Here is a 13,400-nt window from a genome sequence, read left to right on the forward strand (position 1 = left end):
CCGGCCACCCGTCAGGCGCCCGCAAGGTGCGCCGGGCGACCATGAACGACGTGGCGCGGCTGGCCGGCGTGAGCATCAAGACGGTGTCCCGCGTCGTGAACGACGAGCCCGGTGTCCACCCGGCCACCGCGGAGCGGGTCCTCGCCGCCATCGACCAGCTCGGCTTCCGCCGCAACCTCAGCGCGCGCAACCTGCGCCGCGGCTCGTCCACCGGGACCATCGGTCTCGTCCTGGAGGACGTGGGCAACCCCTTCTACTCGGGGGTCACCCGCGCCGTGGAGGAGATCTCCAGGGTGCGCGGCAGACAGGTCATCACCGGCTCCTCCGACGAGGACCCCGGCCGCGAGCGCGAACTCGCGCTGGAGTTCTGCTCGCGCCGCGTCGACGGCCTGCTGATCGTCCCGGCCGGGTTGCAGCACGGCTACCTCGTCCCGGAGATGCGCGCCGGAACCCCCGTGGTGTTCCTCGACCGCCCCGCCGGTGACGTCGTCGCCGACACGGTGCTGGTGGACAACATCGGCGGCACCGTCGAGGCCGTCGCGCACCTCGTGGCCCAGGGCCACCGGCGGATCGCCTTCCTGGGCGACTCCCCCGACATCTTCACGGCCAACGAGCGGTTGCGCGGCTACCGCGAGGGCTGCGCCCGCTCGGGGATCGGCTACCACGAGGACCTGGTCGCGATGGGCCCGCACGACCAGGGGAGCGTGGGCCGCGCGCTGCACCGGCTCACCACCGGGCGCGACCCGGCGACGGCCGTGGTGACCGGCAACAACCGGATCACCGTGCACGCCCTGCGGTCCCTGTCCTCCTGGTCGGCCCGGCCCGCGCTCGTGGGCTTCGACGACTTCGAGCTCGCCGACCTGCTCTCCCCGCCGGTGACCGTGATCGCGCACGACGCGAGCGCGCTCGGCAAGGCCGCCGCAGACCTGCTGTTCGCCCGGTTGGACGGCGACAGCTCGCCACCGCGCCGAGTCGTGCTCCCGGTGCGGTTGGTACCACGTGGATCAGGGGAGGTTCGTGCGTGAGTCCTGGTGACATCCGGCCCGTCGAGTTGCCGGCCAACCAGCCGAAGCAGTTCTACCGGGGCGGTGCCTCGATCGCCGAGCTGCGCGGCCGGTCCGCCGCCGCGGACTTCGGGCCGGAGGACTGGGTGGCGTCGACGACGACGCTGTTCGGTCGCGAGGACGCGGGGCTGAGCACGCTGCCCGACGGGAGGCCGCTCCGCGACGCCGTGGCCGCCGACCCGGTGAGCTGGCTGGGAGCCGGGCACGTCGAGGTCTTCGGCGCGGACACCGCCCTGCTGGTGAAGCTGCTCGACGCGGGGCAGCGGCTGCCCGTGCACGTCCACCCGTCGAACGAGTTCGCCGAGACCCACCTGGGGTGCCGGCACGGCAAGACCGAGTCGTGGATCGTCGTCGGCACCACCGGTGACGAACCGCTGGTGTACGCGGGCTTCCGCGAGAACGTGGACGCGGAGACCGTGGCCCGCTGGGTGTCCGAACAGGACTCGGCGGCGATGCTGGAGTCGCTCAACCCGCTGCGCGTCGAGCCCGGCGACACGGTGTTCGTCCCGGCCGGGCTGCCGCACGCCATCGGCGAGGGCGTCTTCATCGTGGAGCTCCAGCAGCCGACCGACTTCTCCGTGACGCTGGAGTGGGACGGCTTCCTGCCGAACGCCGACTCGGGTCACCTCGGTCTCGGCTACGACAAGGCGCTCGCCTGCGTCGACCGCTCCGGCCGGGCGGGCGACCTGGAGTCGCTGGTGACGCGCACCGCCGGGTCGGCCACCGGCGTGGTGAACCTGTTCTCCGCACAGGCCGACCCGTTCTTCCGCGCCGACCGGCTGCACGTGTCCGGCTCGCTGGAACTCGACGCGTCCTTCGCCGTGCTGGTGGTGCTGGAGGGTTCCGGCACCGTCGGCGGGCTGGACGTGCGCCGGGGCAGCACCGTCGTGGTCCCGCACGCCGCGGGCGACCTGGTCGTGGAGGGCGAGCTCGTCGCGATCCGCTGCAGGCCGCCGCTGTCGCCAGCTCCCCGGAGGTGAGCCGTGTCCCCCGCCCGCGCCGGTGAGGTCGTGTCGCTGATCGGCGACGGCGGGACGGGCGGGTCGACGCCGGTGACGTGCCCGTCCGGCGTGGTCGCTCGCCACCGGCGGTCCCGCTGAGCGCGGCCGTGGGCGGCGGATCGGCCGCCCACGGCCGCGCTACGGCGTCAGGTACTTCGCGGCGACCTTCTGGTACTCGTCGTCGATGTCCTCGTCGAGCACCGCGACGAAGCTCCACGGGATGTCGTGCACGTGGTCGCGCATCCCCCGCAGGTGCGCCTTCGCGCGCGGCCCGTCGTCGGCGAGGGCGAACGCGGCGGCGAACAGGTTGTGCGCCTGGAGCGTGCGGGGGTGGGGGCGCGGGTCGCGGGTCCAGAGGTCCGACGCGGCGGCCAGTTCGGCGCGCACCCGCCGGAAGTACGTGGTCTTCAGCCTCGCGGCGGCGAAGGCGCTGCGGTCCTCCACCGCCACGCTCATCCGCTCCAGGTACACCTCGAAGTGCGCGAGGGCGAGCATCGCGACCAGCGGGTCACCCGGTTCGGCCTTGTCCACGCAGCCCTGCGCGAACGCCATCATCTCCTCGTGGGAGCCGCCCCACTTCGGCGCGAGGATCTGCAACCGCACCCAGTGCGCCGGGTACAGCGTCGAGCAGCGGGAGATGATCTCCCGCCACACCTCGTCCTTCTGCTCACGGCTGACCTGCAACCCCATTCCGGCGGTCTGCAGCTGCGACCACGGGACGGCGTCGCCCGGCAGCAGCCGCGCGGCCCGGTGCAGGGGTTCCACCGCCTTGCGCAACGTGGAGAAGAAGACCTTGAACCGGTCCTCGCCGACCGCCTTGGCCGACCCGGTGCCGCGCACGGCCCACGCCTCGCCGATGTAGGCCGACCCGGCCAGCAGCCACAGGTCGGGGTCGTCGTGCTTCTGGGCCGTGTCCAGGATCTCGTCGGCGTGGCCCACGGCCTCGTCGCGGAGGACCTCCAGGCGGAGCTGGCGCAGTTCGGGCTGGTCGCGCGTCTCGGCGAGGACGGTCGTCGCCGCCTTCAGGTGACCGTCGGCCAGCTCCTCGACCGCCGCGTCCAGGACCACGTCCTCGTACGTGTGATCACGCACGATCTCGCGCGGCTCGGGCGCGGGCTTCTTCCTCCGGAAAATCCCCACCCGACCGACACTACTTACCGGTCGGGGCGCTGCCCACGTGAGCGGTCGCGGAGCACGGTCGCCGGAGCGGTCAGAGGCGGCGCGTCCGGTTCTGCCTGCGGCGGGCCGCGTAGACACCGGCCTCGGTGCGGCGGTCGAAGCCGAGCTTGTGCAGCAGCGAGGAGACGTAGTTCTTGACGGTCTTCTCCGCGAGGTAGAGGCGCTGGGCGATCTGCCGGTTCGTCATGCCCTCGGCGATCAGGTCGAGGATGCGGCGCTCCTGGGGGCTCAGCGAGGCGTAGCGGGGGTCCTCCTCGGGGCCGCCGCGCAGTCGTTGCAGGACGGTCGCGGTCACGTCGGCGTGCAGCAGCGACCCGCCGGAGGCCAGGGTGCGCACGGCGGCGACGAGGTCGTTGCCGGAGACCTGCTTGAGCATGTACCCGGCCGCGCCGGCCATGATCGCCCCGAACAGCGCCTCGTCGTCGGAGTACGACGTCAGCATCAGGCAGGCGGGCGGGGGCTGGAGCATCGAGCGGATCTCCCGGCAGACCACGACGCCGTCGCCGTCCGGCAGACGCACGTCGATGATCGCCACGTCCGGTCTCAGCTCCCTCGCGAGCGTCGTCGCCGCCTGTGCGGAGTCGGCCTCGCCCACCACGTCGATGTCCGCCTCGACGGCCAGCAGCTGCTGCAGACCGCGCCGGACGATCTCGTGGTCGTCGACGAGCAGCACCGAAATCGTCATCGCCTCTCCCGTGTCTCCGCGGCTCCGGACAGCGGAACCGACCAGTTCACCGCGACTCCCCCGGCAGGCCGCGACTCGATCGAGCAGGCGCCGCTCCAGCGGACGGCGCGGGCGGCCATGTTGCTCAGGCCCCCGCTGTGGTCGGACGGCGCGTCCGGGAGCCCGCGCCCGTCGTCCTGGACCACGAGCCGCAGCACCGTCCCGGCGCGGTCCACGGCCACCTGCACGTCGACCTGGGCCGCCCCGGCGTGCCGCGCGACGTTGGCCAGCGCCTCGCGCAGCGTCGCCAGCAGGTCGGGCCGCACCACGTCGGGCACGAGCGAGTCGAGCGGGCCGTCCATCGCCACGGTGGGCTCGAAGCCGAGCAGCGCGGTGGACTCCTGCACCGCGCGCAGCAGCTGACCGCGCAGGCTCACGACCGACGCGGGCGGCTCGTGCAGGGAGAAGATGGTGCGCCTGATCTCCCTGATCGTGCGGTCGACCTCCTCGACGAACCCGGTGAGCCGTTCGAGGACGACGGGCCGCTCGGCCAGCCCGTTGAGGCCCTGAAGACCCAGGCCGAGGCCGAACAACCGCTGGATGACGAGGTCGTGCAGGTCGCGGCCGATCCGGTCGCGGTCCTCCAGCACGGCGAGCCGCTCGCTGTCCTCCTGCGCCCTGGTGAACTCCAGGACCAGCGCGGCCTGCCCGGCGAACGCCCCGACGAGCTCCAGCTCCACGTCGCCGAACGCCGGGGCGCCCCGCTCGCGGGCGACGACGAGCACCCCCAGCACGCGGTCTCCCGCGGCGAGCGGGACGAACAGCATCGCGCCGAGCTTGGCGACGTCGTCGGCGATGGCGGCGTCCAGCCCGGCGGGCTGCGGGTCCGGCAGCACGTCCAGTCCCTCCAGCACCTGGGGACGGCCCGTGGTGAACACCCCCCACGACCTGGTGCTCGACCGCGACACCACGACGCCCTCCGCGGCGGCTCCGGCCCCGCCGTCGACCACCTCCAGCACCAGGTCGCCGTTGTCGTCGGGCAGGACGACGGCGGCGACGAGCGCCCCGGCCGCGAGCCGGGCGCGGCTGGCGACGAGGGTGAGCGCGGCGTGGCCCGAGGTCCCCGTGAGCAGTGCACCGGTGACCTCGTTGGACGCGCGCTGCCACACCTCGCGCTGCTGCGTCCGCTCGTAGAGGCGGGCGTTCTCCACGGCGTTGCCCGCGGCGGCGGCCAGCGCCAGGACGATCTCCTCGTCCACCACGTCGAACCCGCCACCACCGGCCTTGCCGGTCAGCTTCAGCGTCCCGAACAGCTCCCCGCGGACGTGGACGGGCACGGTGAGCACGGCGGGGAGCTGGCCGGGACGCTCGCCCGCGCTGGTGCGGCGGACGCCCTCCTCGACCACCTCCAGCCGGTCGGCGGGCTGCGTGGTGACGGTCAGCGTGCCGCGGGTGGCGCCGGTGAGGTCGCAGGCGAAGTCGACCGCGCGGCGCAGCACCTCCTCGGTGGACAGCTCGCCCGCGAGGGAGACGACGGCACCCAGCAGCCGGTGCAGCAGGTCCTGACCGACGCGCACCTCGGTGGTGCGGTCGGCGAGCTGCCGCAGGAGGGTGTCGAGCCGGACCCGGTGAACGTCACGCCCCGCGCTCGGCACCTCCTGGTGGCCAGGGTGCTGGTCGGTCAACGTCCACTCACCTCTCGACGAGCGCCTGCTGCGCGCGCCGAGGGTAACTCCTCTCAGTAGTCACCGGGGCAGATTTCCCGCTACTGGAGCAGCAAAAAATTACTCTGGGTGGCGTATTCAGGGTGCTGGTCGCGGGATGCGCCGCCCGCTGACCAGCTCCAGAGCGATCACGATGTAGTGGTGAGGACGGTCCGGGAAGCGCACGGGGAGGTTCAGCTCGTCCAGCGCGCTCAGCACCCGCGCGTCGCCCGCCTCGGTGGCGTGGCCGACGACGGTGACCGTCCACCCCTCGCGGAGGTCACCGTCGACGTCGTCGACCTCGAACGCCACGACGGCGCCGCGCACCGCCGCCGCCGCGCCGCCCTCCGGCGCGCGGACCACCACCGCGCCGTCGTGCACCGCGAAGGCCACGGGCAGCACGGCGGGCAGTGCTCGATCGGTGTAGACGAGCCGACCGATGCGCTTCGACTCCAGGAGTCGGAGGCACTCGGTCCGCACCAGCACTTCCAGCCCTGCGGAGTCGAACATGTCACCTCGATCCGGAAGGGGCGGCAGCACACGGTCCACCAGCCGGTCCGGTGCGGCCCAGAGCCACAAGGCCCCCTTCGGCCCGGCGGAGCCGATGACGGGCACAACGACCCCGATCATCCCTGCCGGACGACCCTGCCGGACGACCGCGGCGCGGACGTCACCTGCTGCGGTGACGAGCGTCGTCCGTCGGCGGGTCAGCGGAGACCGACGGTGAACCCCTCGTCCTGCACGCCGCGGTACAGGCGCGGGGCGAACTGGAGCATCGCGCGCTCGATCACCGGAACGAGGTTCGCCGCGTCACCCAGCGGGAGGCGGTAGCCGTTGCGCACGGTGTGCTGCTCCCACAGGTGCTCCATGTGCGGGTGGCGCGGCCGGAACGAGCCGGGGTCGGCGGGGAAGAGGTCCAGCCGCACCATCGTCCTGCGGACGAGCGCGTCGGACAGCTGCACGACCCGCTCGCGGGTGCGGGAGAGCGACACGGCGCCCAGCTCCTGCCACGGCACGGCCCAGCCGACGCCCCGCGGGTCGTCCCAGCGGACGCCCTGCGGCTCGAAGACCAGCGTGCGGGGACGGGAGACCCGCTTCCAGTTCACGACGCCCAGCACGGCGACGCCGGTGAACAGCAGACCGATCACCAGGAAGATCAGGCCGCCGACGACCTGGCCGTCCACGAGCGCGCTCACGGCCCCGACCAGCGACAGCACGCCCAGCACACCGGCGACCCCGCCTCCGAGCAGCACGCGCCGGGTGTCCCTGGCGCCGATGTCGATCACGACCGGGGGTGGACCTTGGTGGGGGTGCACGTCCGGCAGGCTACCGCCGCACGACGTCCTGGACGAGGTGCTCGGCCGCGGCGAACGGGTCGATCTCACCGGCGGCGACCCGCTTCGCGAGCTGCTCCAGGACCGTGCCGCCGGTCGGGTCGCCGAAGCGGGAGCGCAGCCGGGCCAGCGCGATGGCCTGGATCTCGCTGCTCGCCCTGCGGGTGCGGCGCCGCTCCAGCTCACCGTGCGCGGTCGTCCAGGCGTGGTGCGCGTCGAGGGCCTCCACGACGTCCTCGACGCCCTCGCCGCGCGCGGCGACCGTCTTCACGATCGGCGTCCGCCACGCCGGGCCCTCGCGGTCCCGGCGGCCCAGGGAGATCATGTGCTTGAGGTCGCGCACGGTGGCGTCCGCGCCGTCGCGGTCGGCCTTGTTGACCACGAACACGTCGGCGATCTCCAGGATGCCGGCCTTGGCCGCCTGGATGCCGTCGCCCATGCCGGGCGCGAGCAGCACGAGCGTCGTGTCCGCGAGGGAGATCACCTCGACCTCCGACTGGCCGACGCCGACGGTCTCCACGAGCACGACGTCGAACCCGGCGGCGTCGAGGACCCGCAGCGCCTGCGGCGTCGCCCACGCCAGGCCGCCCAGGTGCCCCCTGGTCGCCATGGAGCGGATGAACACGCCGGGGTCGGTCGCGTGCTCCTGCATCCGGACGCGGTCGCCGAGCAGCGCGCCGCCGGAGAACGGCGACGACGGGTCGACCGCCAGCACGCCCACCCGCTGTCCCCGCGCGCGGAACGCCGCGACCAGCGCCGCCGTCGAGGTGGACTTGCCCACACCGGGCGAGCCGGTCAGCCCGATCACCCTGGCGCGGCCGGTGTGGGGGGCGAGCGCCGCGGCCACCTCGGGCAGCCGGGGGCTCGCGTCCTCCACGAGGGAGATGAGCCGGGCGACCGCGCGCGGCTGTCCCTCGCGCGCGCGGTCGACCAGGTCCTTCACGTCCGAGGTGCGTGCCACACCTCAGACCTTAGGCACGCGCACGATCAGGGCGTCGCCCTGGCCGCCGCCACCGCACAGCGCGACCGCGGCGACACCGCCGCCGCGGCGTCGCAGCTCCAGCGCGGCGTGCAGCGCGACGCGGGCGCCGGACATGCCGATCGGGTGGCCCAGCGCGATGGCGCCGCCGTTGACGTTGACCCGGTCCTCGTCGAGGCCGAGCAGCCGGGTGGAGACGACGCCGACGGCGGCGAACGCCTCGTTGATCTCGACCAGGTCGAGGTCGGCGGGCTCGACGCCCTCCTTGGCGCAGGCCACCCGGATGGCGTTGGCCGGCTGCTCGTGCAGGCTCGCGTCCGGCCCGGCGACGACGCCGTGGGCGCCGATCTCGGCGATCCAGGTCAGGCCCAGCTCCTCGGCCTTGGCCCGGCTCATGACGACGACGGCCGCGGCCCCGTCGGAGATCTGCGAGGCCGACCCGGCGGTGATGGTGCCGTCCGCGGCGAACGCGGGGCGCAGCTTCCCGAGGCTCTCGGTCGTCGTCTCGGGACGCACGCCCTCGTCGGTGGCGAACTCGACCGGCTCTCCCCCGCGCTGCGGGATGCTCACCGGCGCGATCTCCTCGGCGAAGACGCCCCTGGCCGCCGCGGCGGCGGCGCGCTGGTGCGACCGCGCGGAGAACGCGTCCTGCTCCTCGCGGGTCACACCGTGCCGGGAGTTGTGCTTCTCGGTCGAAACACCCATCGCGACCTGGTCGAACGCGCAGAACAGGCCGTCGTGGGCCATGTGGTCGACCACGGTGACGTCGCCGTACTTGTACCCGGCGCGCGACTTCGGCAGCAGGTGCGGCGCCTGCGTCATCGACTCCTGGCCACCGGCCACCACGACGTCGAACTCGCCGGCGCGGATGAGCTGGTCGGCGAGCGCGATGGCGTCGAGACCGGACAGGCAGACCTTGTTGATCGTCAGCGCCGGGACGCTCATCGGGATTCCGGCGGCGACGGCCGCCTGCCGGGCCGGGATCTGGCCCGCGCCCGCGGTCAGGACCTGGCCCATGATCACGTACTGCACCTGCTCGGGCGCGACGCCCGCCCGCTCCAGCGCCGCCCGGATCGCGACGCCGCCCAGCTGGGCACCGGAGAAGTCCTTGAGGGAGCCGAGCAAGCGGCCCATCGGGGTACGGGCACCGGCGACGATGACGGAACCGGACACAGCGGCCTCCACGGTGCTAGCGGTTGTTAACTTCGCACGATACCGGCGGCTACCGATTGGTAACGCTGTGAGGCGCGGCACAGCGCCACCTGCACCGATTCGGCAAATACCCTCGGGCTCATGGACGAACTGCGCGGTATCGCCACGGCCGTCGACCACGTCGGCGTCGCCGTCCCCGACCTGGACGTCGCCATCGCGTTCTACCGGGACACCTTCGGTCTGGTGGTGGCCCACGAGGAGGTCAACGAGGAGCAGGGCGTGCGGGAGGCCATGCTGCGCGCCCCCGGCGACGACGGCACGGGAACGGCCGTGCAGCTGCTCGCGCCGCTGTCGGAGACCTCGACGATCGCCAAGTTCATCGACCGCTCCGGCCCCGGACTCCAGCAGCTCGCCTACCGCGTGTCCGATGTGGACGCGGCGGCCGAGGCGCTGCGGGCGCGGGGGTTGCGGCTGCTCTACGACGAGGCCCGCCGCGGCACCTCCGGCAGCCGGGTGAACTTCGTCCACCCGAAGGACGCCGGAGGCGTCCTGGTCGAGCTGGTCGAGCCCGCGCGGACGTCCTGACCCCTGGCTGGTCGGAGGCCGCGGGCACCGGTCCGCGGCACCCTCCCGCTCGCCGGACGGGGGCACGCGACCCGCCCCAGTGCGCTCGCTCACACATCGCCAACTGGATCGTTTACTCGTCGGTAACCTCCTGCCACCTGCGAGGACGGGACTTTCTCCCGTCCCGAACGACCTACCCCCCAGTGGAGGGAACGCCGTGCAGAAGATCCTCGACGCCATCGCGGCCGACGAACCGGACGCCCTCGCCACGCTCCCCCTCCCCGAGAGCTACCGGGGTGTGACCGTGCACGCCGACGAGACGGAGATGTTCGCCGGGCGGACCACCGCGGAGAAGGACCCGCGCGAGTCCCTGCACCTGGACGAGGTCGCCACGCCCGAGGTGGGCCCCGGCGAGGCGCTGGTGGCCGTGATGGCGAGCGCCATCAACTACAACACCGTCTGGACGTCGATCTTCGAGCCGATGTCCACGTTCGGCTTCCTCGAGCGGTACGCCAAGAGCTCGCCGCTGGCTCAGAAGCACGACCTGCCGTACCACGTCGTGGGCTCCGACCTGGCCGGGGTCGTCCTGCGCACGGGGCCCGGCGTCACCGCGTGGAAGCCGGGCGACCGGGTCGTGGCGCACTGCCTCGACGTGCGGCTGGAGCACCACGCCGGGCACGACGACACGATGCTCGACCCCGAGCAGCGCATCTGGGGCTTCGAGACGAACTTCGGCGGTCTCGCCGAGCTCGCCCTGGTCAAGGCCAACCAGCTGATGCCCAAGCCGGAGCACCTGACCTGGGAGGAGGCCGCCTCGCCCGGCCTGGTCAACTCCACCGCCTACCGCCAGCTCGTCTCCCCCCGCGGCGCCGCGATGAAGCAGGGCGACACCGTGCTGATCTGGGGCGCGTCCGGCGGCCTCGGCTCCTGCGCGACCCAGTTCGCGCTCAACGGGGGCGCGACGCCGGTGTGCGTCGTGTCCAGTCCGCAGAAGGCGGAGCTGGCCCGCAGGATGGGCGCCGAGCTGATCATCGACCGCAGCGCGGAGGGCTACCGGTTCTGGAAGGACGAGAACACCCAGGACCCGACGGAGTGGAAGCGCTTCGGCGCGAAGATCCGCGAACTGACCGGGGGCGACGATCCGGACATCGTGTTCGAGCACCCCGGCCGGGAGACCTTCGGCGCCAGCGTGTTCGTGGCCAAGCGCGGTGGAACGATCGTGACCTGCGCCTCCACCAGCGGGTTCAACCACCAGTACGACAACCGCTACCTGTGGATGAACCTCAAGAGGATCATCGGCTCGCACTTCGCCAACTACCGCGAGGCGTGGGAGGCGAACCGCTTGATCGCCAAGGGAAAGATCCATCCGACGGTGTCCAAGGTGTACTCACTGGAGGACACCGGACAGGCCGCCCACGACGTGCACCGCAACGCCCACCAGGGCAAGGTGGGTGTGCTCTGCCTCGCACCCGCGGAGGGCCTGGGCGTGCGCGACACCGAGCTGCGGGAGCGTCATCTCGGTGCCATCAACCGGTTTCGGGGCGTGTGAAACGGCTGTCTGCAAGAAGAACCACCGTGTCGGGCGGTCGGCAGGTGTCTGCCGCCCGACACGAACGGGTAGCGTGAGGGCATGGGCCTCGCCGACGACCGTGACCTCGTACCGCTGGGATCCGGCTTCGACATCGTGAAGCGCGGGTACGACCGCGCTCAGGTGGAGGACCACCTGGAGCGGCTCGACTCGGACCTCCGGCTGCTCGCGGCCGACCGCGACGCGGCCGTGTCGCAGACCAACGACCTGGCCCGCCAGCTCGAAGCCGCGCGCTCCGAGATGACGGAGCTGCGCACGTCGGTCGACCGGCTGTCGCTGCCGCCCACGACCCTGGAGGGGCTCAGCGAGCGCCTGCAGCGGATGCTGCGCCTCGCCCAGGACGAGGCCAACGAGATCAAGGCGCGCGCCGAGGCCGAGGGCGGGCACATCCGCACGAAGGCCGAGAACGAGGCCAGCGCGCTGCGTGCCCGCTACGAGAAGCTGCTCGCCGAGCTGGACCACCGGCGCGGCGAGATGGAGGCCGAGCACCGGGGCGTGCTGGAGAAGGCGCGCAGCGAGGCCGCGGAGATCGTCGGCGCGTCCCGCACGGCGGCGGAGACCCTGGAGCGGGAGTCCGAGCAGCGGCGGACCACCGTCGAGGAGGACTTCGAGATCGCCATGGCCGCGCGCCGGGGCGAGGCGATGCGCACGCTGGCCCAGCAGGAGGCGGCGAGCAAGGCCGAGGCCGAGCGCAGGCTGCGCGAGGCGACCGACGAGGCGGCCCGCGTCCGCGCGCAGATCGCGCAGGAGCAGACCGCCAGCAAGGCCGAGGCCGAGCGGCTGGTCCGGGACGCGACGCAGGAGGCGTCGCGCATCCGCACCGAGGTCACCCAGGAGCAGACCGCGAGCAGGGCCGAGGCGGAACGCCTGGTCAGGGAGGCCACCGAGGAGGCCAACCGCAGGCGGCACGACTCGATCACCGAGGCCACGGCGCGCGTGCAGGAGGCGACCGACGAGGCGCACCGCCGCGTGCGGGAGGCCACGGAGGAGTCGAACCGGCGGATCACGCAGGCCACCCAGCGCGTGGACGCGCTGCGGAACCTGCGCAACCGGCTCTCCCAGCAGCTGCACGCCGTGCGCAGCGCGTTGCAGGAGGTCACACCACTGCTCGACCCGCTGGACCTGGAGCGCGAGTCGGCCGTCGCGGTGGCCGACGCACCCCCCGTCCAGAAGGCCGGTCCGCAGCGGTCCGAGGCCGACAGGACCGGCGCGCCCGAGCCCGTGGCGGCGACCGGGCCCACGGCCGCGGTGCCCGCCGAGCAGCAGCCGCAGCCCTCCGTCGACGGCCCCACCCAGAAGATCCAGCGCCCGCAGGCCGTCAAGCCCTGACCGGCGGGCCGTCAGCCCGGCCAGGTCACCGGCAGCGGCACGGGCACCTCGGGGGCCACCGCCGAGACGACCGCGTCGAGCACCTCCTCGGCCCGGCCCACGAACAGGTGCCCGGCGCCCGCGAACTCCACGATCCGCGCGGTCGGCAGGTCGGCGAAGCGCTCGCGCGCCTCGTCGGGACGCAGGTGGTCGTCCAGCTCCGGCACCAGGCACACGACGGGTTTGCCCGCCCGCGCCCAGGCCGCCCGGTGCTCACCGCCGCTCCAGCGCAGCGGCGGTGAGACGAGCACCGCGCCCCGCACCAGCGGGTCGCAGCCGTGCACCAGGGCCAGGTCGGTGCCGAAGGACCAGCCCAGCAGCCACACGTCGGGCAGGTCGTGGAACTCGGCGAACTCCAGCGCGGCGGCCACGTCGTGCCGCTCGCCGTTCCCCCGGTCGAACGCGCCCCCGCTGCGGCCGGTGCCGCGCGTGTTGAAGCGCAGCACCGCGAGACCGGCGAGCGCGGGCAGCCGGGCCGCGGCCTTGCGGTGCAGGTGGGAGTCCATCGTGCCGCCGTGCGTGGGCAGCGGGTGCAGGCAGATCAGCGTCGCTCGCGGCGCCCGGTCGACCGGCAGCGCCAGCTCGCCCTCCAGCACCAGTCCGTCCGCGGTCGTCAGCTCGACGGCGTCGCGCCGCGCGGGGAGCACGGTGTTGGGTCCGATCCTGTTCGCGAGCACCCCGCGATGGTAGGCACGGCGGTGTGATCGCCGAACTCGTGCTCGTGCCGCACGACCTGCTCGACGCTCACCGCGGGAGCGTGGTCGTCGTCGGCACCCGCGGCACGTGCCCGTGCGGGCCGGGCCG

General features: G+C 73.3%; 13 protein-coding genes. 5 read left to right on the forward strand and 8 right to left on the reverse strand.

Going from position 1 to position 13,400, the window contains the following annotated elements; genetic code table 11:
• Nucleotides 1-41: 41 nt before the first annotated feature.
• Together IMZ35_RS02745 and IMZ35_RS02750 are read left to right on the forward strand one after the other, a co-directional pair.
• Nucleotides 42-1,025 carry a LacI family DNA-binding transcriptional regulator gene (locus IMZ35_RS02745; protein ID WP_199439234.1) on the forward strand — a complete coding sequence of 328 codons (984 nt, stop codon included), beginning with the start codon at nt 42-44 and terminating at the stop codon, nt 1,023-1,025.
• The gene (locus tag IMZ35_RS02750) at nt 1,022-2,044 is read left to right on the forward strand and encodes a class I mannose-6-phosphate isomerase (RefSeq protein WP_199439235.1); all 1,023 of its coding nucleotides are present in this window, start codon (nt 1,022-1,024) and stop codon (nt 2,042-2,044) included. Before IMZ35_RS02745 ends, IMZ35_RS02750 begins: the two co-directional genes overlap by 4 nt.
• Before the next feature lie 159 nt (nt 2,045-2,203).
• Here IMZ35_RS02750 and IMZ35_RS02755 read toward each other — a convergent pair whose 3' ends face one another.
• The 7 genes from IMZ35_RS02755 to IMZ35_RS02785 form a co-directional block, all read right to left on the reverse strand.
• Nucleotides 2,204-3,205, reverse strand: coding sequence for a hypothetical protein (locus IMZ35_RS02755; protein WP_307867688.1), 1,002 nt, complete (start codon nt 3,203-3,205; stop codon nt 2,204-2,206).
• A gap of 70 nt (nt 3,206-3,275) precedes the next feature.
• The gene (locus tag IMZ35_RS02760) at nt 3,276-3,929 is read right to left on the reverse strand and encodes a response regulator (protein WP_199439236.1); all 654 of its coding nucleotides are present in this window, start codon (nt 3,927-3,929) and stop codon (nt 3,276-3,278) included.
• Nucleotides 3,926-5,593 carry a sensor histidine kinase gene (locus IMZ35_RS02765; protein WP_229369271.1) on the reverse strand — a complete coding sequence of 556 codons (1,668 nt, stop codon included), beginning with the start codon at nt 5,591-5,593 and terminating at the stop codon, nt 3,926-3,928. The genes IMZ35_RS02760 and IMZ35_RS02765 overlap by 4 nt, the downstream gene beginning before the upstream one ends.
• A gap of 117 nt (nt 5,594-5,710) precedes the next feature.
• On the reverse strand, nt 5,711-6,121 hold the full coding sequence (locus IMZ35_RS02770) for a pyridoxamine 5'-phosphate oxidase family protein (protein ID WP_199439237.1): 411 nt from the start codon (nt 6,119-6,121) through the stop codon (nt 5,711-5,713).
• Nucleotides 6,122-6,318: 197 nt separating this feature from the next.
• Entirely contained in the window at nt 6,319-6,897 is a 579-nt protein-coding gene (locus tag IMZ35_RS02775) for a hypothetical protein (RefSeq protein WP_307867689.1), read from the reverse strand.
• 40 nt (nt 6,898-6,937) lie between these two features.
• Nucleotides 6,938-7,906, reverse strand: a complete 969-nt coding sequence (meaB, locus tag IMZ35_RS02780; protein ID WP_199439239.1) for a methylmalonyl Co-A mutase-associated GTPase MeaB — start codon at nt 7,904-7,906, stop codon at nt 6,938-6,940.
• A gap of 3 nt (nt 7,907-7,909) precedes the next feature.
• Nucleotides 7,910-9,097 (reverse strand): acetyl-CoA C-acetyltransferase, encoded by a 1,188-nt coding sequence (locus IMZ35_RS02785; RefSeq protein ID WP_199439240.1) that lies wholly within the window; start codon nt 9,095-9,097, stop codon nt 7,910-7,912.
• 120 nt (nt 9,098-9,217) lie between these two features.
• Here IMZ35_RS02785 and mce point away from each other — a divergent pair, with 120 nt between their 5' ends.
• The 3 genes from mce (at nt 9,218) to IMZ35_RS02800 (ending at nt 12,557) form a co-directional block, all read left to right on the forward strand.
• Nucleotides 9,218-9,661: a methylmalonyl-CoA epimerase gene (mce, locus tag IMZ35_RS02790; protein WP_199439241.1), complete on the forward strand. Its 444-nt coding sequence runs from the start codon at nt 9,218-9,220 to the stop codon at nt 9,659-9,661.
• A gap of 196 nt (nt 9,662-9,857) precedes the next feature.
• Nucleotides 9,858-11,189 carry a crotonyl-CoA carboxylase/reductase gene (gene ccrA, locus IMZ35_RS02795; protein WP_199439242.1) on the forward strand — a complete coding sequence of 444 codons (1,332 nt, stop codon included), beginning with the start codon at nt 9,858-9,860 and terminating at the stop codon, nt 11,187-11,189.
• Nucleotides 11,190-11,270: 81 nt separating this feature from the next.
• Nucleotides 11,271-12,557, forward strand: a complete 1,287-nt coding sequence (locus IMZ35_RS02800; protein ID WP_199439243.1) for a coiled-coil domain-containing protein — start codon at nt 11,271-11,273, stop codon at nt 12,555-12,557.
• A gap of 11 nt (nt 12,558-12,568) precedes the next feature.
• On the opposite strand, the gene IMZ35_RS02805 is transcribed toward IMZ35_RS02800, so the two are convergent.
• Nucleotides 12,569-13,273 carry an alpha/beta hydrolase gene (locus tag IMZ35_RS02805; protein ID WP_307867690.1) on the reverse strand — a complete coding sequence of 235 codons (705 nt, stop codon included), beginning with the start codon at nt 13,271-13,273 and terminating at the stop codon, nt 12,569-12,571.
• Between the last annotated feature and the right edge of the window lie 127 nt (nt 13,274-13,400).

The organism is Umezawaea beigongshangensis (assembly GCF_016464305.1).
Taxonomy (GTDB): domain Bacteria; phylum Actinomycetota; class Actinomycetes; order Mycobacteriales; family Pseudonocardiaceae; genus Umezawaea_A; species Umezawaea_A beigongshangensis.

Bases quoted from the DNA above. Each gene is read 5' to 3' on its own strand.
- IMZ35_RS02770 (WP_199439237.1), bottom strand. From the start codon at position 6,121: ATGTTCGACTCCGCAGGGCTGGAAGTGCTGGTGCGGACCGAGTGCCTC.
- IMZ35_RS02760 (WP_199439236.1), bottom strand. From the start codon at position 3,929: ATGACGATTTCGGTGCTGCTCGTCGACGACCACGAGATCGTCCGGCGC.
- mce (WP_199439241.1), top strand. From the start codon at position 9,218: ATGGACGAACTGCGCGGTATCGCCACGGCCGTCGACCACGTCGGCGTC.
- IMZ35_RS02800 (WP_199439243.1), top strand. From the start codon at position 11,271: ATGGGCCTCGCCGACGACCGTGACCTCGTACCGCTGGGATCCGGCTTC.
- IMZ35_RS02745 (WP_199439234.1), top strand. From the start codon at position 42: ATGAACGACGTGGCGCGGCTGGCCGGCGTGAGCATCAAGACGGTGTCC.